This window comes from Auraticoccus monumenti, from assembly GCF_900101785.1.
GTDB classification, from domain to species: Bacteria; Actinomycetota; Actinomycetes; order Propionibacteriales; family Propionibacteriaceae; genus Auraticoccus; species Auraticoccus monumenti.
Genome location: NZ_LT629688.1, coordinates 3,158,992 through 3,179,814 on the forward strand (window position 1 = coordinate 3,158,992; position 20,823 = coordinate 3,179,814).

The 20,823-nt window shown below is 73.1% G+C and carries 16 protein-coding genes and 1 pseudogene; 13 read left to right on the forward strand and 4 right to left on the reverse strand.

Going from position 1 to position 20,823, the window contains the following annotated elements:
- The first annotated feature begins 181 nt into the window (after positions 1–181).
- The 6 genes and pseudogenes from metH (at position 182) to BLT52_RS14610 (ending at position 9,734) form a co-directional block, all read left to right on the forward strand.
- On the forward strand, positions 182–3,868 hold the full coding sequence (metH, locus tag BLT52_RS14585) for a methionine synthase (RefSeq protein ID WP_090596822.1): 3,687 nt from the start codon (positions 182–184) through the stop codon (positions 3,866–3,868).
- A gap of 50 nt (positions 3,869–3,918) precedes the next feature.
- Positions 3,919–4,683 (forward strand): HAD family hydrolase, encoded by a 765-nt coding sequence (locus BLT52_RS14590; protein WP_090594581.1) that lies wholly within the window; start codon positions 3,919–3,921, stop codon positions 4,681–4,683.
- A complete protein-coding gene (locus tag BLT52_RS14595; RefSeq protein WP_090594582.1) occupies positions 4,680–6,191 on the forward strand; it encodes an ABC transporter substrate-binding protein in 1,512 nt (503 codons plus the stop codon). The genes BLT52_RS14590 and BLT52_RS14595 overlap by 4 nt, the downstream gene beginning before the upstream one ends.
- 225 nt (positions 6,192–6,416) lie before the next feature.
- Positions 6,417–7,316, forward strand: a pseudogene (locus BLT52_RS14600) (tRNA (adenine-N1)-methyltransferase); the annotation flags it as partial.
- 88 nt (positions 7,317–7,404) lie between these two features.
- The gene (gene arc / locus BLT52_RS14605; RefSeq protein ID WP_090594585.1) at positions 7,405–9,192 is read left to right on the forward strand and encodes a proteasome ATPase; all 1,788 of its coding nucleotides are present in this window, start codon (positions 7,405–7,407) and stop codon (positions 9,190–9,192) included.
- A 14-nt stretch (positions 9,193–9,206) separates the two neighbouring features.
- A complete protein-coding gene (locus BLT52_RS14610) occupies positions 9,207–9,734 on the forward strand; it encodes an AAA family ATPase (RefSeq protein WP_090594587.1) in 528 nt (175 codons plus the stop codon).
- 62 nt (positions 9,735–9,796) lie between these two features.
- Here the strand turns inward: BLT52_RS14610 and BLT52_RS14615 are convergent, their stop codons facing one another.
- The 4 genes from BLT52_RS14615 to BLT52_RS14630 all read right to left on the reverse strand — a co-directional run bounded on the left by BLT52_RS14615 (position 9,797) and on the right by BLT52_RS14630 (position 14,096).
- Positions 9,797–10,372, reverse strand: a complete 576-nt coding sequence (locus tag BLT52_RS14615; protein ID WP_090594594.1) for a TetR/AcrR family transcriptional regulator — start codon at positions 10,370–10,372, stop codon at positions 9,797–9,799.
- Between the two features lie 68 nt (positions 10,373–10,440).
- Complete coding sequence (locus BLT52_RS14620) at positions 10,441–11,424, reverse strand: NAD(P)-dependent alcohol dehydrogenase (RefSeq protein WP_197679060.1); 984 nt, start codon at positions 11,422–11,424, stop codon at positions 10,441–10,443.
- A 382-nt stretch (positions 11,425–11,806) separates the two neighbouring features.
- Positions 11,807–13,726: a Na+/H+ antiporter gene (locus BLT52_RS14625; RefSeq protein ID WP_231946328.1), complete on the reverse strand. Its 1,920-nt coding sequence runs from the start codon at positions 13,724–13,726 to the stop codon at positions 11,807–11,809.
- Between the two features lies 1 nt (position 13,727).
- Positions 13,728–14,096 (reverse strand): DUF3054 family protein, encoded by a 369-nt coding sequence (locus BLT52_RS14630; protein ID WP_090594595.1) that lies wholly within the window; start codon positions 14,094–14,096, stop codon positions 13,728–13,730.
- 74 nt (positions 14,097–14,170) lie between these two features.
- Here BLT52_RS14630 and dop point away from each other — a divergent pair, with 74 nt between their 5' ends.
- From dop to der, 7 genes are all read left to right on the forward strand, one after another.
- The gene (gene dop / locus BLT52_RS14635) at positions 14,171–15,712 is read left to right on the forward strand and encodes a depupylase/deamidase Dop (RefSeq protein ID WP_090594597.1); all 1,542 of its coding nucleotides are present in this window, start codon (positions 14,171–14,173) and stop codon (positions 15,710–15,712) included.
- Positions 15,713–15,851: 139 nt separating this feature from the next.
- Positions 15,852–16,031, forward strand: a complete 180-nt coding sequence (locus tag BLT52_RS14640) for a ubiquitin-like protein Pup (protein WP_090594599.1) — start codon at positions 15,852–15,854, stop codon at positions 16,029–16,031.
- Entirely contained in the window at positions 16,028–16,885 is an 858-nt protein-coding gene (prcB, locus tag BLT52_RS14645) for a proteasome subunit beta (RefSeq protein WP_231946329.1), read from the forward strand. The genes BLT52_RS14640 and prcB overlap by 4 nt, the downstream gene beginning before the upstream one ends.
- The gene (gene prcA, locus BLT52_RS14650) at positions 16,885–17,604 is read left to right on the forward strand and encodes a proteasome subunit alpha (protein WP_090594600.1); all 720 of its coding nucleotides are present in this window, start codon (positions 16,885–16,887) and stop codon (positions 17,602–17,604) included. Before prcB ends, prcA begins: the two co-directional genes overlap by 1 nt.
- The gene (locus BLT52_RS14655; protein WP_231946330.1) at positions 17,601–18,698 is read left to right on the forward strand and encodes a prephenate dehydrogenase; all 1,098 of its coding nucleotides are present in this window, start codon (positions 17,601–17,603) and stop codon (positions 18,696–18,698) included. The genes prcA and BLT52_RS14655 overlap by 4 nt, the downstream gene beginning before the upstream one ends.
- Positions 18,699–18,753: 55 nt before the next feature.
- On the forward strand, positions 18,754–19,431 hold the full coding sequence (gene cmk / locus BLT52_RS14660) for a (d)CMP kinase (protein ID WP_090594602.1): 678 nt from the start codon (positions 18,754–18,756) through the stop codon (positions 19,429–19,431).
- Positions 19,428–20,795 carry a ribosome biogenesis GTPase Der gene (gene der, locus BLT52_RS14665; RefSeq protein ID WP_090594603.1) on the forward strand — a complete coding sequence of 456 codons (1,368 nt, stop codon included), beginning with the start codon at positions 19,428–19,430 and terminating at the stop codon, positions 20,793–20,795. Before cmk ends, der begins: the two co-directional genes overlap by 4 nt.
- Positions 20,796–20,823: the final 28 nt, after the last annotated feature.

Sequence of the window (20,823 nt, forward strand, 5' to 3'; positions counted from 1 at the left end):
TCAGCCCCGGGACTGTCGGAGGCCCCTCCTAGATTGGTCGGGTCGTCACCAGCCGGTGCCGCGCACCCGTCCGGAAGGAGCAGCCGTGGCCACGCACCTCGCCGAGCCGCGCGCCCGCGACCGGTCGTCCTCGGCCTCCGCGCCGGGCCTGCGACCGGACTGCACGGAGCAGCTGACGGCCATGATGCGCGAGCGGGTGCTGGTCATCGACGGCGCGATGGGCACCGCCATCCAGCGCGACCGCCCCGACGAGGCCGGCTACCGGGGCGAGCGCTTCGCCGACTGGCCCTCCGACGTCCAGGGCAACAACGACCTGCTGACGCTGACTCAGCCCGAGATCATCGCCGGCATCCACCGGGAGTACCTCGAGGCCGGGGCGGACGTGATCGAGACCAACACGTTCAACGCCACCGCCATCGCCATGGCCGACTACGGCATGCAGGAGCTGGCCCACGAGCTGAACCTGGAGGCCGCGCGGCTGGCCCGCCGCGAGTGCGACCGCGCCGAGGCCGCCGAGCCAGGGCGTCCTCGGTTCGTGGCCGGCGCGCTCGGCCCCACCAACCGGACGGCCTCGATCAGCCCCGACGTCAACGACCCGGGCGCCCGCAACGTCACCTGGGACGAGCTGGTGGATGCCTACACCACCGCGGTGCGCGGCCTGCTCGAGGGCGGGGCGGACCTGCTGGTGATCGAGACCGTCTTCGACACCCTCAACGCCAAGGCGGCGGTCTTCGCCGTCGAGGAGGTGTTCGAGGAGCACGGACGCCGCTGGCCGCTGATCATCTCCGGCACCATCACCGACGCCTCCGGCCGCACCCTGTCGGGCCAGACCACCGAGGCCTTCTGGCACTCGGTCCGCCACGCCCGCCCGCTGCTGATCGGGTTGAACTGCGCCCTGGGGGCGGCGGAGATGAGGCCCTACCTGGCCGAGCTGAGCCGGGTCGCGGACACCTTCGTCTCCTGCTACCCCAACGCCGGTCTGCCCAACGCCTTCGGCGAGTACGACGAGGTGGCCTCCGAGACCGCGGCGGTGGTGCGGGAGTTCGCCGCGGCCGGCCTGGTCAACATGGTGGGCGGGTGCTGCGGCACCACACCCGAGCACATCGCCGCCATCGCCGCCGCGGTGGCCGACCAGGCGCCGCGGGTGCCGCCGGTGCGACCGCCGGCGCTGCGGTTGTCGGGGCTGGAGGCGCTGTCGGTCACCGACGAGAGCCTGTTCGTCAACATCGGCGAGCGCACCAACATCACCGGCTCGGCCCGGTTCCGCAGGCTGATCAAGGACGGCGACTACGACACCGCCCTGTCGGTCGCGGCCCAGCAGGTCGAGAGCGGCGCCCAGGTCATCGACGTCAACATGGACGAGGGGATGATCGACGGGGTCGCCGCGATGGACCGCTTCCTCAAGCTGGTCGCCGCCGAGCCCGACATCAGCCGGGTCCCGTTGATGGTGGACAGCTCCAACTTCGCGGTGATCGAAGCCGGGCTGAAGGTCGTCCAGGGCAAGCCGATCGTGAACTCGATCTCGCTCAAGGAGGGCGAGGACGCCTTCCGCCGGCAGGCCCGGCTGGTCCGCCGCTACGGCGCGGCCGCGGTGGTGATGGCCTTCGACGAGGAGGGGCAGGCCGACAGCCTGGAGCGGCGCCGCCAGATCTGCGCCCGGGCCTACCGGATCCTGGTCGAGGAGCTGGACTTCCCCGCCGAGGACATCATCTTCGACCCCAACGTCTTCGCCGTGGCCACCGGCATCGAGGAGCACGCCCGCTACGGGCTGGACTTCATCGAGGCCTGCACCTGGATCAAGGAGAACCTGCCCGGCGCCCGGATCTCCGGCGGCATCTCCAACGTCTCCTTCTCCTTCCGGGGCAACAACCCGGTCCGGGAGTCGATCCACGCCGTCTTCCTGTTCCACGCCATCGCCGCCGGGCTCGACATGGGCATCGTCAACGCCGGCGCCCTGGTGGTGCTGGACGACGTCGACGACGAGCTGCGCACCCGCGTCGAGGACGTCCTGCTGGCCCGTCGGAGCGACGCCACCGAGCGGCTGCTGGAGGTCGCCGAGACCTACCGCGGCAGCGGCGAGGTGGTGGAGAAGACCGCCGACGAGTGGCGCTCGCTGCCGGTGGGGGAGCGGATCACCCACGCCCTGGTCAAGGGGCTGGACGCCCACGTCGAGGCCGACACCGAGGAGCTGCGGGCCGAGATCGCCGCCCGCGGCGGACGTCCGATCGAGGTCATCGAGGGCCCGCTGATGGGCGGCATGAACGTGGTCGGCGACCTCTTCGGCGCCGGGCGGATGTTCCTGCCGCAGGTGGTGAAGTCGGCCCGGGTGATGAAGAAGGCCGTGGCCTACCTGATCCCCTTCATCGAGGCCGAGAAGGCCGAGGCCGGCGAGGCGCCCGGGGGCAAGGACACCAACGGCACCATCGTGATGGCCACCGTGAAGGGCGACGTCCACGACATCGGCAAGAACATCGTGGGCGTGGTGCTGCAGTGCAACAACTTCGAGGTGATCGACCTCGGGGTGATGGTCCCGGCCCAGAAGATCCTGGCCGCGGCCCAGGAGCACGACGCCGACATCATCGGGCTGTCCGGGCTGATCACCCCGTCGCTGGACGAGATGGTCGCGGTGGCCACGGAGATGCAGGCCCAGGGTCTCAGCATCCCGCTGCTGATCGGGGGCGCCACCACCTCCCGGGCCCACACCGCGGTCAAGGTCGACCCCCGCTACTCCGGCCCGGTGGTGTGGGTGAAGGACGCCTCCCGCTCGGTCCCGGTGGCCGCGGCCCTGCTGCACGACGAGCAGCGCCCGCAGCTGATGGCGGAGGTGAAGCGCGACTACGACGCCCTGCGCACCCGCCACGCCGGCAAGCAGGACCGACGCCTGCTCTCCCTGGAGGTCTCCCGCGCCCGCCAGACCCCGGTGGACTGGGACGGGTACGTGCCGCCGCTGCCCCGCGACCCCGGCGTGCACGTGCTGGACGACTACGACCTCACCGAACTGATCGGCTACATCGACTGGCAGCCCTTCTTCAACGCATGGGAGATGAAGGGCCGCTTCCCCGACATCCTGCACTCCCCGGCCACCGGCGAGGCCGCCCGGCGGCTCTACGAGGACGCCCAGGTGATGCTGGAGACGATGGTCGCGGAGAAGTGGATCACCGCCCGCGGGGTGTTCGGGCTCTTCCCGGCCAACCGGGTGGGGGACGACACCGAGATCTACACCGACTCCAGCCGCACCGAGGTGCGCACCGTGCTGCACCACCTGCGCCAGCAGGGTGACCACCGCGAGGGGGTGCCGAACCGGTCCCTGGCCGACTACGTGGCCCCGGCCGACACCGGTCTGGCCGACCACGTCGGTGCCTTCGCGGTGACGGCCGGGATCGGGGTGCCCGAGCGCGTGACAGCCTTCAAGGAGGCGCTGGACGACTACTCCGCCATCCTGCTGGAGTCGCTGGCCGACCGGCTGGCGGAGGCTTTCGCCGAACGCCTGCACCAGCGGGTCCGGACCGAGTTCTGGGGCCATGTCGAGACCGAGCAGCTGAGCAACGAGGACCTGATCGCGGAGAAGTACTCCGGGATCAGGCCGGCTCCCGGCTACCCGGCCTGCCCGGAGCACACCGAGAAGGAGACCCTGTGGGAGCTCCTCGACGTGGCCGCCAGCACCGGCATCGAGCTGACCGAGTCGATGGCCATGTGGCCCGGTGCCTCGGTGTCGGGGTGGTACTTCTCCCACCCGCAGGCCCAGTACTTCGTCGTGGGCCGGCTCGGCCAGGACCAGGTCGCCGACTACGCCCGCCGCAAGGGCTGGACGCAGACCCAGGCCGAGAAGTGGCTGTCGGCCAACCTCGGCTACGACCCGGAGGACTGACCGGTCGAGCGCACCGGCACCTTGCTCTTCTCTGCCAGGATGGGGACGCCATGACTGCTGAAGCCGAGACCCTGCCCGCCGCCACCACCGGGTCGAGCGGCCCGCAGCCGACGACCGAGCGCCCCGCCGCGGTGCTGTGGGACTTCGACGGCACCCTGGTGGACTCCGAGCCGCTGTGGATGCGGGCCCAGCACGACCTGATCCCGCAGTGGGGCGGGGAGTGGTCCGACGAGCACGCCCACCAGCTGGTCGGCAACTCCCTGATCACCTCCGGGGAGTACATCGTCCGGGTGCTGGGTCGCGACGACATGACGCCGGAGTTCGTGGTCGACGCACTGGTCGAGCGGGTGGTCGCCGCCCTGCGCGCCGGCGAGATCGAGTGGCGTCCCGGGGCGCGCGAGCTGCTGGAGGAGCTGCACGCCGCGGGCGTCCCCTGCGCCCTGGTCTCGGCCTCCTACCGCCGTCTCCTCGACGCCGTGCTCGAGGTGCTCCCCGAGGGGACCTTCGCCACCGTGGTCGCCGGGGACGACGTCCGTCACGGCAAGCCGCACCCGGAGCCCTACCTGACCGCCTGCACCCGGCTGGGCGTGCGGCCGGAGGAGACCGTGGTGCTGGAGGACTCCATCCCCGGCTGCGCGTCGGGGAGTGCCGCCGGGGCGGTGGTGCTGGGCATCCACAACATGGTCGACCTCCCGACCGGGCCCCGCCGGGTCCTGCTGGACACCCTGCACGGCGTCGGCGTGCCGGAGCTCAGCGCGCACTACACCAGCGCCCGCGGCGAGACGGGCCCGGACGTCCCGGGCGGGCCGGTGTGAGCGGCCTGCGTCGCCTGCTGGGCACCGTCTGCCTGCTGGTGGCCGCCGTGCTGTTGGCCGGGTGCACCGAGGCGCCGCTCCCGGACCCGGTGGACCCGAGCAGCCCGAGCCCCTCGCCCCGGCCCTACCTGACCATCGGCACCACCGACGTGATCACCCAGCCCGACCCGGCCGGGATCACCACCCAGGCCTCGAGCGCGATGGCGTTCAACGTCTTCCAGCGACTGATGACCGTGCCGCCCACCGTGGGCGACGAGGAGGTCTTCCCCAAGCCGGAGGCCGCCCAGGAGTGCCAGGTCGAGAGCGTGACCGTCTACCTGTGCATCCTGAACCCGGGGATGACCTTCCACAACGGCCACGCCCTGACCTCTAGCGACGTCAAGTTCTCCATCGAGCGTGCGCTCCGTCTCGACGTCGAGGGCACCGGAGTCTCCGGGCTGGAGGTGCTGCGCCGGATCGAGACCCCGGACGACCTCACCATCCGCTTCGAGCTCAACCGGCCCGACAACCGCTTCAACTTCGCACTGGCCAGCCCGGTCGCCTCGATCGTCGACGAGGAGGTCTACGATCCCGACCGGCTCCGCGGTGCCGACCTCAGCGTGGCCGGGTCCGGCCCGTACCGGGTCAGCCAGCTGGGGGAGGAGCAGGTCCGCTTCGACCGCTTCGCCAAGTACATCGGCCCCACCGCCGGGCTGCAGCAGACGCTCCTGCTGCAGTCCTTCCCCGACTCCGGCAGCCTCGAGCAGGCCATGACCGAGCAGCGCGTCGACGCGGTCTGGCGCGGGCTGGGTTCCGCGGCGGTCACCCGGATGGTGGCCCAGATCGCCGCCTCACCGCAGCAGCGCACCGAGGCCGGTTTCGCCGAGCAGCGGGTGCCCGGCGCCCGCGTCCACCGGCTGCACTGGTCGCCGGACTCACCGCTGCGGCCCGACGCCGCTCTGCGGGACGCGGTGAACGTGGCGCTGCAGGGGGACCGGACGCTGGACAGCATCGTGCCGCCCACCGTCGCGGGTTACGTCCCCTCCTTCGACGTGGGCGGCCAGGCCACGCCGCAGGAGCGGCCCGGGCGCAGCAACCTGGTCCTCAGCTACGACTCCACCGTCCCCGACGGGGGCGACCTGGCCAACGTGGTGCGCTCGCGGATCGAGGCTGCCGGGGACATGTCGGTGCGGGTCGCCCCGGACGCCGCCGAGGCCGATCTCTTCCTCGTCGACGAGAAGGCCTGGACCCCGACCGCGGAGGCCTGGCTGCAGGCCTACGTCAACTCACCGGCGGTGGGGAGCACCGTCCGCGTGCAGGAGCTGATGGACCGCTACCGCGCCGAGACCGATCCGGTCATCATCGAGGGGCTGCTCTCGGAGCTGCAGAAGCAGGCCGGGGCCGACGCCGTGCTGCTGCCGCTGGACCAGTCCGACGAACCGATCTACCTGGCCGAGGGCACGAGCTGGACCCCCGGCTCGTTCGGGCCCGGCTGGCAGCTGGGTCTGTGGGGCATCACCCGCGCCTGACCCCGGGCACCCGTGAGCACGTCGCCCGCGAACGCCGTGACCGGCCGCAGCGAGGGGCCGCGGCTGGCCGGGAGCTCGCCACCACCGACACCCGACACCTGACCCGCTGCACCACCTGAACCGACGGCACCACCTGAAGGCCCCGCGCTCGTCGCGGGGCTCCACCATCCGGAAGGATCCTTGACCGTGAGCGAACCCCCCACCGACCTGTCCGGCGTACGCACCGGCCCGCTGCGAGCCGGGGAGCGGATCACCCTGAGCGACCCGAAGGGCCGCCGGAACTCGGTGGTGCTGGAGCCGGGGAAGTCCTTCCACACCACCAAGGGCGGCATCAGCCACGACGAGCTGATCGGCGGGCCGGAGGGCGTGGTGGTCCGCTCGGTCGGCGGGACCGAGTTCCTGGCCATGCGCCCGCTGCTCAACGAGTTCAGCGTGACCATGCCGCGCGGTGCCGCGGTGGTCTACCCCAAGGACGCCGCCCAGATCGTGGTGGCCGCCGACATCTTCCCCGGCGCCCGCGTGGTCGAGGCCGGCGTGGGCTCCGGCGCGCTGTCGCTGTACCTGCTGCGCGCCGTCGGACCGACCGGCCGGCTCTGGTCCTACGAGCGCCGCGAGGACTTCGCCACCATCGCCCAGCGCAACGTGACCGGTTTCCTGGGCGGGGACCACCCGGCCTGGGAGGTGCGGGTGGGTGACCTGGTGCAGACCCTCGGCCCGGAGCCGGTCGACCGCGTGGTGCTCGACATGCTGGCCCCCTGGGAGTGCGTCGAGGCGGTCGCCGGGGTGCTGGAGCCGGGCGGGGTGGTCTGCTGCTACGTGGCCACCACCACCCAGCTCGGCCGCACCGTCGACACCTTCCGCGCCCACGGCTCCTTCACCGAGCCCGAGGCCACCGAGACCACGGTGCGCGGCTGGCACGCCGAGGGGCTGGCCATCCGGCCCGCGCACGCCAGCACCGGCCACACCGGCTTCCTGGTCACCACCCGCCGTCTCGCCCCCGGCGTGCAGGCCCCGCAGCGCAAACGGCGACCCGCGGCGGGGGCCTACGGCGCGGACTACACCGGCCCGCGTCCCCGCAACATCGCCCCGCACCCGGCCGACGCCGACCCCGAGCCCGCCGGCTGATCCCGGCGGCATCGGCGGCCCGGGACGGTGAGCCCTCCCGGGCCTCGCCGCCCCGGTTCTGTCGGTGCCGCGGAGTAGCGTTGCGGACATGGCAGAGGATCAGGGCCCCGGCCCGTCGGGTGTCGGGGACGGCACGCACGAGGCCAACACGCTGGCGGCACGGGTGTACCGCCTGACCGACGAGGTCGACGAGCTGCGGCGCCAGGTGGCCCGTCACCCGCGCGACCTCGAGCTGGCCGAGCGCCGGCTCGCGCAGGCACGCAGCGACGCCGCCGCCCAGGCCCGCCAGAACGAGCGGCTGGTCAGCGCCCTCGGTGACGCCCGCACACGGCTGGTCGAGCTGCGCTCGGAGGTCGAGGCGCTGGGGGAGCCGCCGAGCTCCTTCGGGGTGGTGCTGGAGGTGCTGGAGGGCGAGCGGACCCTGGTCGACGTCTCCACCGGCGGCCGCCGGCTGCGGGTCGCGCTCAGCCCGGAGGTCGTGGCCGAGCGGCTGCGCCCGGGCACCGGCGTGCTGCTCAACGAGAGCATGGTGGTGACGGGCACCACCACCGCCGACGAGTCCGGTGAGGTGGTGCGGCTCAAGGACGTCCTCCCCGACGGTCTGCGGGCGGTGGTGGTGGCCCGCGGGGACGAGGAGGACGTCGTCCTGCTCGGGGAGCGGCTGCGTCAGCAGCGGCCCAGCCCCGGTGACTCGCTGCTGGTGGACCGGCGGGCCGCGGTGGCCCTGGAGCGGGTGCCCAAGCTCGACATGGAGGACCTCGTCCTGGAGGAGGTCCCCGACATCGACTACTCCAGCATCGGCGGGCTCGGCCCCCAGATCGAGCAGATCCGCGACGCCGTCGAGCTGCCCTTCCTGCACCGGCACCTGTTCACCGAGTACGACCTGGAGCCCCCGAAGGGGATCCTGCTCTACGGCCCGCCCGGCTGCGGCAAGACCATGATCGCCAAGGCGGTGGCCAACTCGCTGGCCCGCAAGGTGCAGGAGGCGGCCGCCGAGCGCGGCGAGGAGGTCACCCGCCAGCACTCCTTCTTCCTCAACGTCAAGGGCCCGGAGCTGCTGAACAAGTACGTCGGGGAGACCGAGCGCCACATCCGGCTGATCTTCGCCCGCGCCCGGGAGAAGGCCTCGGACGGGATGCCGGTGGTGATCTTCTTCGACGAGATGGAGTCGCTGTTCCGCACCCGCGGGACCGGGGTCTCGTCCGACGTGGAGAACACCATCGTGCCCCAGCTCCTCAGCGAGATCGACGGCGTGGAGCAGCTGGCCAACGTGATCGTGATCGGTGCCTCCAACCGCGAGGACATGATCGACCCGGCGATCCTGCGCCCCGGCCGGCTGGACGTGAAGATCAAGGTCGAGCGACCCGACGCCGAGGCCGCGCGGGAGATCTTCGCCCGCTACCTCACCGCCACCCTGCCGCTGCACGCCGACGACCTCGCCGAGTTCGGCGGGGACGGCGCCCGCTGCCGGCAGGCCATGATCGACCGCACGGTGCAGCAGATCTACAACGAGGACGCGGAGAACCAGTTCCTCGAGGTGACCTACGCCGGCGGTGACAAGGAGACCCTGTACTTCAAGGACTTCACCTCCGGGGCGATGGTGCAGAACATCGTCGGACGGGCGAAGAAGCTGGCCATCAAGGAGCAGCTGGCCACCGGCGTCGGGGGCATCCGGATCGGGCACCTGCTGCAGTCCTGCACCGACGAGTTCGCCGAGAACGAGGACCTGCCCAACACCACCAACCCCGACGACTGGGCGCGGATCTCGGGCAAGAAGGGGGAGCGGATCGTCTACATCCGCACCCTGATCAACCGCAAGGAGCCCGGTCAGTCCCGCTCGATCGACACCGTCACCAACACCGGCCAGTACCTCTGAGGGCGGCGGCCGAGGTGGCTCGCCTGTTCCTGCTGGTCGGGCTCCCCGGCGCCGGCAAGACCACCGAGGCCCGACGGCTCGCGGCCGAGCACCGGGCGCTCCGGCTCACCCCCGACGCATGGATGATCCCGCTCTTCGGTGAGTCCGACGCCGGGGGCAAGCGCGACGTGCTGGAGGGCCGGCTGATCGCCCTGGCCCTCGACGCGCTGGCCGTCGGCGTCGACGTGGTGCTCGACCTCGGGCTCTGGAGCCGGGACGAGCGCTCCGCCCTGCGCTGGCTCGCCGCCTCCCGCGGCGCGTCCTGCGAGGTCGTCCACCTTCCCGTGTCCCGCGACGTCCAGCTGCAGCGCATCCGCGACCGGTGGGCCCGCACGCCCGAGGAGACCTACCCGATCAGCGAGGCCGAGCTCGACCGCTGGCGGGAGCAGCTCGAGCCGCCCGACACCGACGAGCTCACCGGCGGCGCCGTCCCGGAGCCGCCGCCGGGTTGGGCCGACTGGGCGGCCTGGGCGGCGGAGCGGTGGCCGTCCTCGGACCGGTGAGCTCAGCGGTGTCACGACCTGGCGTCCGGCGGGTCGGGGACCGCACCCGGTGGCCGGACCGCTCAGACCTGGATGCCCTGCAGGGCCAGGGCCATCAGACGTCCGGCGCTGCCGGGGTCGTGCTGGCAGGCGTGGGAGATGCCGTCCGCGAGCCCCAGCAGGTCGTCCACGGGCAGCGGACGGACCGTGCCCGCGGCGACGGCGTCGTGAAGCAGTCGCTCGCCGGCCTGGCGGAGCATGGTGTGGCACGTCTGCAGGGAGCCGGCGGAGGTGGTGCGCGAGGCCAGCAGGGTGTCGGCCAGGCCCCGGGTGCTGGCGGCGTAGTCGGCGAGCTCCGCGAGCCACCGGCTCAGGGCCTCCTCCGGTGGCAGCTGCGCGGCCAGCTCGTCGGCGCGGTCGCACAGGGCCCGGACCCGGTCGGAGAACACGGCCTCCAGCAGGAGGGTGCGTGACGGGAAGTGCCGGTGCAGGGTCGCCGACCCCACCCCCGCCTCACGGGCGACGAGCTCCAGGGACGCCGAGGCGCCGTCGCGGGCGACCACGGCGACCGCGGCTCCGAGGATGCGGTCACGGTTGCGCAGCCTGTCCGCACGGGGTGCCCGACCAGGTCCGGGGGTCTCTCCGCCCGCAGTCGCCACGTCCCCTCCCGCTCCTCGCCGTCGACTCGTTCCGGATCCTCATCGTGCCGCAGGGCCTCCGCGGCGGATCAGCGGGTGGCGCCGGGACCCATGGCGATGACGACCTTGCCCCGCACCCCGCCCGACCGCAGCCGCTCGAAGGCGGCCGCGGTCGCCTGGAGCGGGACCTCGGAGTCGACGGTGGGCTGCAGCACCCCGCTCTCGACCAGACGGGTCAGCCGGGTCAGCTGGGCCTGGGAGGGGTCGTTGCTGAACGACGGCACCCGGCCCCGGGTGCGCAGGTTGGCCCAGCCCATGGCGACGAGGGTCCGCAGCGGGGAGCCGGGGTCCAGCGCGAGGGGCAGCAGCCGCCCACCCGGCGCCAGCCGGCGCAGGTACCCGTCCAGGTCGGTGCCCACGAGGTCGAGGACCACGTCGAAGGTGCCCAGGGCGTCCGCGTCGGTGGCCAGGTAGTCGACGACCTCGTCCGCGCCCAGACCGCGGACCCAGTCGAGGTTGGCGCGGGACGCCAGACCGGTGACGTGCGCCCCCATCGACCGGCCGAGCTGCACCGCGACGGCTCCCACGCCGCCGCTGGCACCCCGCACCAGCAGCCGCTCGCCCGGACGCAGTCGCGCCTTGTCCTGCAACGCCGTCAGCACCGTCGTCCCCGCCGCCGGCAACGACGCGGCGAGGACGAGATCCAGGTCCCTGGGTGCCGGGGCCACCCGCGAGTGGGGGACGGTGACGTACTCGGCGATGCTGCCGAAGGTGCGGTGCGGCACCAGACCCCACACCGCGTCGCCCACCCGGCGCGTGCCGACGCCGGACCCGACCGCGCTGACCGTGCCGGCGAAGTCGACGCCCACCCCGGCCGGGAAGCGGGTGCGCAGCAGCCGACGCAGCCGTCCGGCCATGATGGCCGGCTCACCCCCACCGGCGCCGGCACCGCTGACGCGCACCTGCACCTCACCCGCACCCGGAGCGACCCGAGGCACCTCGTCCACCTGCAGGACGTCGGTGGGGTCGCCGTAGCGGTGGTAGCGAGCTGCCTGCATCGTGCTGGCCGTCATCGGGAGTCCTCTCGGCGAGGTGGAGAGCGCCCCCACTTCCACCACGATACGGGGTGGCCCTCCACTTCGTCACCAGACCGCCTGGAGGCGGTGCAGGAGCCCACAGCCGGTCGACGGACGGCGTACGTCCGCCGATATCAGGGCGCCGGACGCCCTCGCTCATCCCGCCGCGCTCCTGGCGACGATCACGGACAGGACGCCGAGCAACGGGCCGCGTCGGGGAAGCGGTCTGCTTGTCCGCGGCGCCCAGGCCCAGGACGGGCTGGTTGGTTGGTTGGTTGGTTGGTTGTGAGCCTTGCCCGGACGTGTGTACCGGCTCGACCAGCGGGGCTGCCGGATGCGGCCCACCGCGACGACGGTGCCGGAGACGGGTAGGGGAGGCTCAGCCCATCTGCTCGTGCACGAAGCACCAGCGCCAGGACTCCCCGGACTCGAAGGAGCGGATCACCGGGTGGCCGGTCTCGTGCGCGTGCCGCGTCGAGTGCCGTCCCGCGGAGGAGTCGCAGCAGCCCACGTGGCCGCAGCCCAGGCAGATCCGCAGGTGCACCGGGTTCGTGCCCTCCGCCAGGCACTCCGAGCAGGTCGGCCCGCTCGGCCGGGGGTCGGGCTGCTCGGCCGCGGCCAGGAGGTGGGAGCAGTCCTCGTTGAGGCTGGCGTGCAGCACCTCGTCGCCCTCGTCCTCGCGGAGCGAGGCACCCTCGGTGGCGCGGTCGAAGCGAGCGGTCGCCACCTGCAGGTTGGCCTCCTCCTGGTCCAGGGCGTTGAGGACCTCCTGCAGCACCTCCGACTCCGCCGTGCGGCTGTCGCGGATGCGCAGCACCTCGGCGCGCTCGACCTCCAGCATCTCCAGCCGGAGCCGGCGGTAGGACTCCCCGGGCATCTCCCGGTCCGCCTCCCGCCCGGCCCGCACGCTCTCCCACAGCATGTTGATCCGCTGCTCGCTCCGCTGCCGCAGCTCGGCCACGGCGGTCTCGTCGTACCCGGCGCCCTCCTCGGCGCTGCGCCGCTCCAGCTCGGCCAGACCGGCGCGGGACGCGGTCGCGGCGACCTCGGCGGCGACCAGGGAGTCGGCGCGGGCGTCCGGCGCGCGCACCCCCATCCGCCGGGCGATCCAGGGGAGCGTGGCCCCCTGGCCGACCAGGGTGATGGCGACGACCGACATCGCCGCCAGCACGAGCACCTCGCGCTGGGGGGTCTCGGCCGGGAGCGAGAGCGCTGCGGCCAGCGTCACCACGCCGCGCATGCCCGCCCAGGACATCACCACCAGCTCACCGCGCCGCATCCGCTCGCCGTCGCGGCCCGGGGTGTTGATGAAGGGGGAGGTGATCAGCACCCAGAGCGGACGGCTGAGCACGGTCACCAGCAGCACCGCCGCGCACAGCAGCAGCGTCTGCGACAGCGGCACCTCGGCCTCGCGCACGGCGGTCAGGGTCGGCGCGAGCTGCAGCCCGGCCATCAGGAACACCGCGTTCTCCAGGAAGTACTGCAGGGTGGCCCAGTTGATCCGCTGGCTGAGCCGGGCGGTGGCGGTCTGCTGGACGTGGGAGCGGTGGGCCAGCACCAGGCCGGCGAGCACCACGGCCAGGACGCCGGAGCCGTGCAGCATCTCGGCGGGCAGGAAGGCCAGCCAGGGGGTGACCAGGGAGAGCGCGGTGCTCGCCCTCGGGTCGCCCAGCCGACGGTGCAGCTGACCCAGCACCGTGGCCACCAGGACCCCCACCAGCCCGCCCACCAGCACCGACAGGAGGAAGCCGACCCCGACCTCACCCGGCGTCACGATGCCGACGATGGCGGCCGAGCTCGACCCGAGCAGCACGATGGCGGTGGCGTCGTTGACCAGGGACTCACCCTCGAGCATGGTCACCAGCCGGCGGGGGAGACCGATACGGCGTCCCACCGCGGTGGCGGCGACGGCGTCCGGCGGGGCCACGGTGGAACCCAGCGCCAGGGCGGCGGCCAGCGGGACCCCGAGCAGCCACCAGGTGGTGAGCCCGACGGTCAGCGTGGTGAAGACCACCAGCCCGACGGCCAGGGCGAGGATGGCCCGGGTCTCGCGCTTGAAGTCGATCAGCGAGACCTGGACCGCGGCGGCGTAGAGCAGCGGCGGCAGCAGCCCGAGCAGGATGAGGTCGGGGTGGAAGGGCTCGTCCGGCGTGAAGGGCAGGAAGGACGCCGCCAGCCCGACGACGGTCAGGACGAGCGGGGACGGCAGCCCGAACCGCCGGCTCAGCGAGGCCACGACGATGACGGTCAGGGCAAGGCCGAGGAGCAGCAGCTCCAGCTCGTGCTCGTGCAGGTCCACCTCAGGCCGCCGCTCGTCGTGGTGCCCGGCGGTCGACCGCGGTGGCGACCAGGCGCCAGCCCAGCAGCAGCACCGCGAGCGTGAGGGCGGTGACCACCACGAACGGCAGCCGGGCGGTGTCCTCGGTCAGCAGCAACCGCAGCAGCAGCCCGCCGACCCAGGTGGTCCCCCACACCACCAGACCCGAGGGGAGCAGCCGCGGTGAGCGCCAGACCCGTACCAGGACCTCCGAGACGACCAGGGCGAGCAGGAAGGGCCACAGGGTGCCCAGGACGGCGCCGGCGGTCAGCGACTCGTGGCTGCGCAGGCCCACCAGCACGAAGACGAGGACGCACAGCACGTCGGCTGCCGTCACGCGGAGCGGTGTCACGACGGCACCCTACGTCGGTCGACGGACCCCGGGGCGACGCTGGACACGCGGCCCACCCGGCTAGCATCGCGGCCATGTCCGCCCCCGGCACCGTGCCCTCCTCGACCGTGCTGGGGCTGGAGACCGAGTACGGCATCCTGCTGGCCGGTCAGGGCCCGGTCTCGGCGCTGCAGGAGCGCCTGGACGACCTGCACCCGATGCACCTGTCCAACGCGGTGATCCGGGCCTACGCCCAGCTGGTGACCCAGCGCCCGACCGGCTGGGACTTCGAGACCGAGTCCCCGCTGGCCGACGCGCGCGGGTTCTCCCGGCCGCGCGGGGAGGCGCTGGCCGACCAGCTGACCGACGTCGACTCCGGTCTGGCCAACATGGTGCTCACCAACGGGGCCCGGCTCTACGTCGACCACGCCCACCCCGAGTGGGCCACGCCGGAGGTCACCAACGCCCTGGACGCGGTCCGCTGGGACCGGGCCGGGGACCTGGCGATGTCGATGGCCGCCCGCGCCGCCTCCCAGGTGCTCGGTCGCGACATCCGGCTGTACAAGAACAACACCGACGGCAAGGGCGCCTCCTACGGCACCCACGAGAACTACCTGCTGCTGCGCAGCACCCCCTTCCACCGGGTGGTCGTCCAGTTCACCCCCTTCCTGGTGTCGCGGTCGGTGCTGGTGGGCGCGGGCCGGGTCGGGATCGGCCAGCACAGCGACCGGGCGGGCTTCCAGCTGACCCAGCGGGCGGACTTCTTCGAGGCCGAGGTCGGGCTGGAGACCACGGTCAACCGCCCGATCATCAACACCCGCGACGAGCCGCACGCCGACGCCCGGCTGCACCGCCGGCTGCACGTCATCACCGGCGACGCCAACCAGTGCGAGTACGCCACCTGGCTCAAGGTGGGCACCGCCTCGCTGGTGCTGCGGATGATCGAGGGCGGAGGCTGGCAGGACGTGCCCCGGCTCGCCGACCCGGTGCAGGCCATGGGGCAGGTCAGCCACGACCCCACCCTCCGCGCGACGGTGGCCCTGCAGGACGGGCGCCGGGTCACCGCCCTGGACCTGCAGGAGCAGGTGCTGGCGGCGGTCCGCGAGCACCTGGTCCGGGAGGGGGCGAGCGCCGCCGACACCGAGGTGGTGGAGGGCTGGCAGGAGGTGCTGGACGACCTGCGGGCCGACCCGGCACGCTGCGCCGACCGGCTGGACTGGGTCGCCAAGCAGGGTCTGCTGGAGCGCTACCGCGAGCGCGACGGCCTCTCCTGGGACTCCCCGAAGCTGGCCCTGGTCGACCTGCAGTACGCCGACATCGATCCCGCTCGCAGCCTGCACCGGGCACTTGAGGCCCGCGGCCGGGTCCGCCGGCTGGTCAGCGAGGAGGACGCCGACCTGGCCCGCTCCGAGCCGCCGGAGGACACCCGCGCCTGGTTCCGGGGGCGGTGCATGAGCCGTTTCGCCGAGCAGGTGGTCGCCGCCTCGTGGGACTCGGTGATCTTCCAGCTGGACAGCCAGCGCTCCTGGGTGCGGCTCCCTACCCCGGACCCGCTGCGGGGCACCCGGGCGCACGTCGGGGAGCTCTTCGACCGGGCGGGCGACGCCGCGGAGCTGCTGGCCCTGCTCGAGGGCTGACCCGCCCCCGTCCGTCGCCGCGGCAGGTCACCGGGACCGGTCAGACGCCTTCGCCGCACCATCCGGGCGGACCCGGGACTGTCGGCGCCGAGCACTAGTCTGGGCCGCGACCCCACCACGGGGGACGAAGGAGGCCACCTTGTCCGAGCAGACCCACGGCCGGCGTCGCGACGACGACACGCCGGACGACCCCACGCCCGCGACGCAGACGCAGAAGCAGGGTGCCGACGTCGACGACCTGCTGGACGAGATCGACTCGGTGCTGGAGTCCAACGCCGAGGAGTTCGTCCGCTCGTTCGTGCAGAAGGGCGGCCAGTGAGCGGGGCCGGGTCCGTCGGGACGGGCGCCTTCGGGGCCGGTCTGCCACCGGCCTACCTGCGCGCCGGGACGTCCTCCTTCAGCGAGTTCCTCGGCTCGGTGGCCCCCGAGCTGGCGCCCCACAGCGCCCGCACCCTGACCGACGTCACCGAGCTGGCCCCGCACGGCACCACCATCGTCGCGGTCACCTTCCCCGGCGGGGTGATGATGGCCGGTGACCGCCGCGCCACCATGGGCAACATGATCGCCCAGCGCGACATCCAGAAGGTCTACGCCGCCGACGAGTTCTCCCTGATCGGGATCGCCGGTGCGGCCGGCATCGCGGTGGAGATGGTGCGGCTCTTCCAGACCGAGCTGGAGCACTACGAGAAGATCGAGGGCGCCCCGCTCTCGCTGGACGGCAAGGCCAACCGGCTGGCCGCGATGATCCGTCAGAACCTGGGGCTGGCCATGCAGGGCCTCGCGGTGCTGCCCCTCTTCGCCGGCTGGGACCCGGCCAGCGACCAGGGCCGGATCTTCTCCTACGACGCCACCGGCGGTCGTTACGAGGAGACCGCCTTCCACTCCGTGGGCTCGGGCTCGGTGTACGCCCGCGGCTCGCTCAAGAAGCTGTACTCACCGGACCTGGACGCCCGCCAGTGCGCCATGGCGGTGGTGCAGGCCCTCTACGACGCCGCCGACGACGACTCCGCCACCGGCGGGCCCGACCTGACCCGGAGGATCTTCCCCATCGTGATGCAGGCCACCGCCGAGGGCGTCACCCGGCTCAGCGACGAGGAGACCAGCGAGATCGCGACCGAGGTGGTCCAGGCCCGGATGCGACGTCCCGACGGCCCGGCGGCGGGGGTGATCTGATGAGCTCCCCGTTCTACGTCGCGCCCGAGCAGCAGATGAAGGACCGGGCCGACTTCGCCCGCAAGGGCATCGCCCGGGGTCGCTCGGTGGTGGTCATGCGCCACGCCGGCGGGATCCTCTTCGTCGCCGAGAACCGCTCCCAGGCGCTGCACAAGGTCAGCGAGATCCACGACCGGATCGGGTTCGCCGCGGTCGGGCGCTACAACGAGTTCGAGAACCTGCGGATCGCCGGCATCCGGCACGCCGACATGCGTGGCTACGCCTACGACCGGGCCGACGTCACCGGCCGCGGGCTGGCCAACGCCTACGCCCAGCTGCTCGGGACGATCTTCTCCAGCGGTGGCGAGAAGCCCTACGAGGTCGAGCTGGTGGTGGCCGAGCTGGGCGCGGAGGCTGCGCAGGACCAGATCTACCGCCTCACCTACGACGGGTCGGTCGGTGACGAGCAGCACCTCGCCGTGATGGGCGGCTCGGCCGACACGATCACCGAGGTGGTGGCCGGCGACCACGCCGACGACCTGCCGCTGGCCGACGCGTTGCGACTGGCCGTGCGGGGGCTGGCCTCCGACGCCGGGGCCGGTCAGCCGCCCCGGGAGATCGGGGCTGAGGCGCTCGAGGTGGCCGTGCTGGACCGGACGCGCCCGCAGACGCGGAAGTTCCGTCGGCTCCCGGCCGCCGTGCTGGCGCCGATGCTGGACGCGCCGGGCAGCCCGGAGTGAGCCGGGCCCTGGCCCGGTCCGCACCGGTGCCGGAGCCCGTGGTGGTGGTCGGGACCGGCATGGTCGGCTCCTCGGTGGGCTGTGCCCTGACCGAGGCCGGCTTCCAGGTCCACCTGGAGGACGCCGTCCCCACCCACGCCCAGGTGGCGGCCTCGCTGGGAGCCGGCACGGCCGCCCCGGCCGACCCGGCGGCTGTCGGGCTGGTCGTGGTCGCGGTGCCGCCACGGGCCATCTCCGCCGTCGTCGCCGACGCCCTGTCACGGTTCCCCGCCGCGGCGGTCACCGACGTCGGGTCGGTGAAGTCCCGACCGCTGGCCGAGCTGCAGCAGCGGGTGGACGACGTCAGCCGCTACGTCGGGTCCCACCCGATGGCCGGGTCCCACGTCGCCGGCCCGACCGCCGCCGACCCCTTCCTCTTCCTGGACCGCACCTGGGTGGTGTGCGAGCACCCCACCGCCGACCCGGCCGCGGTCGCCGCGGTGGAGGCCCTGGTGCGGGCCTGCCGGGCCCGGCTGGTGCGGATGGACCCGGTGGAGCACGACGCCGCCGTGGCCCACGTCTCCCACCTGCCGCACCTGGTGTCCTCGCTGGTGGCCGGCGTGCTGCGCGACCTGCCGGCCGACCACCTCGCCCTGGCCGGTCAGGGGGTCCGCGACGTCACCCGCGTGGCCGCGGGGGACCCGCGGCTGTGGGAGCAGATCGTGGGCATGAACGCCGAGGTCATCTCCGTCGAGCTCGGGGCCCTGCAGACGCGTCTGGACGCGCTCCGCGAGGCCCTCGGTGACGGGCCCGCGGCCCTGACCGACTGGCTCGAGCAGGGGCGCGCCGGCACCCGGCGGATCCCCGGCAAGCACGGCGGCGCCCACACCGAGTGGGCCCGGATGGTGGTGGAGATCCCCGACGCCCCCAACGCGCTGGGCCGGCTGTTCACCGACATCGGCGACGCCGGGCTCAACGTCGAGGACATCACCATCGAGCACGACCCGACCCGCAGGGTGGGCTACCTCTCCCTGGACGTCGAGGCCGACACCCGTGACACCCTGGCCGCACTGCTGACCGACGCCGGCTGGTCGGTGGAGGCCGCCGGCCGCTGAGTGCCCGGTGCGCAGATTCTCCGCGGGTCGGGGTCGCCGTCTAGGCTGAGCGGTTGTGAACACCGAACCAACCCCGCAGCCGCTCGTCGTGGCCATCGACGGGCCCAGCGGCTCGGGCAAGTCCAGCACCGCCCGTGGGGTGGCCCGCCGGCTGGGCCTGGACTTCCTCGACACCGGCGCCATGTACCGGGCCTGCGCCTGGGAGGCCGCCCGCACCGGCGCCGAGACCCCCGAGCAGATCGCCGCGGTGGTGACCGCGGCCGAGCTCCAGGTGACGACCGACCCCGACGACCCGCGGATCAGCATCAACGGAACCGACGTCACCCGGGAGATCCGCGACCCCGAGGTCTCGGCCACGGTGAGCCGAGTGGCCACCGTCCCCGAGGTCCGGGTGGACCTGGTGCTGCGTCAGCAGCAGATCATCGGTGAGGCCACCCGTGGCATCGTCGCCGAGGGCCGCGACATCACCACCGTGGTGGCCCCGCACGCACCCGTCCGGGTGCTGCTGGTCGCCGACCCCGACGCCCGGGTGGCCCGCCGCCAGGCCGAGCTGGGCGAGAAGGTCGACACCGCCCAGGTCACCGACCAGGTGATCCGCCGCGACCGCGACGACTCCACCGTGGCCACCTTCACCGAGGCGGCCGAGGGAGTCACGGTCGTCGACTCCACCCACCTGAGCCTGGACGAGGTCGTCGACCGCATCGTCAGGCTGGCCGAGGAGGCTGCACGATGAGCGAGCACGACCTAGACGAGCAGCTTCCCGAGGGCGGCGCCACCGTGCGTCCCGTGGTGGCCGTGGTCGGACGCCCCAACGTGGGCAAGTCGACCCTGGTGAACCGCATCATCGGCCGCCGCGCCGCGGTGGTGCAGGACATCCCCGGGGTGACCCGGGACCGCGTCTCCTACGACGCCCGCTGGAACGGCCGCGAGTTCGTGGTGGTCGACACCGGCGGCTGGGCCCCCGACGCCCAGGGCATGGCGGCCCAGATCGCCGAGCAGGCCGAGCTGGCCATCGCCGCCGCCGACGCCGTGCTGCTGGTGGTCGACGCCACCGTCGGCATCCAGGACGTCGACGAGGCCGTGGTGCGGGTGCTCCGGCGCAGCAAGAAGCCCGTGGTGCTGGCGGCCAACAAGGTCGACGACCAGCGCACCGAGGCCGAGGCGGCCTCGATGTGGAACCTGGGGCTGGGGGAGCCGTTCCCGGTCTCCGCGCTGCACGGCCGCGGCACCGGCGACATGCTGGACGCGATCCTGCAGGCCCTCCCCGAGGCGCCCACCGAGATCTTCGACGCCCCCCGTGGGCCGCGGCGGGTCGCCATCGTCGGCAAGCCCAACGTCGGCAAGTCCAGCCTGCTCAACAAGCTGGCTGGTCAGCAGCGCTCGGTGGTCGACGACGCCTCCGGCACCACCGTGGACCCGGTCGACGAGCTGGTGGAGATCGGCGGCACCGTCTACCAGCTCATCGACACCGCCGGCATCCGCCGCCGGGTCAAGGAGGCGTCCGGGCACGAGTACTACGCCAGCCTGCGCACCCAGGGCGCCATCGAGCGGGCCGAGATCTGCATCGTGGTGATCGACGCCAGCGAACCGATCAGCGAGCAGGACCTGCGCATCCTGACCATGGTGGAGGAGGCCGGCCGCGCACTGGTGGTCGCCTTCAACAAGTGGGACCTGACCGACGAGGAGCGACGCTTCTACCTGACCCGTGAGATCGAGCGGGACATGGTGCAGTTCGGCTGGGCCGGGCACGTCAACATGTCGGCCCTGACCGGTCGCCACGTCGAGAGGGTCGGGGTGGCCATCGAGAGCGCCCTGGCCGCCTGGGAGACCCGCGTCTCCACCGGCAAGCTCAACGCCTTCCTCGGCCGCGTCGTCGCCGCCCACCCGCACCCGGTGCGGAGCGGGAAGCAGCCGCGGATCCTCTTCGGCACCCAGGCCCAGGCCGGCCCGCCCACGTTCGTGCTGTTCACCTCGGGGGCGATCGACCCGCAGTACACGCGGTTCGTCGAGCGGCGGCTGCGGGAGGACTTCGACTTCCAGGGCAGCCCGATCCACCTCGAGGTGCGGGCCCGGGAGAAGCGCCGGGACCGCAGCTGACGCGGGACGGCGCTGCGGTCGTCCGTCG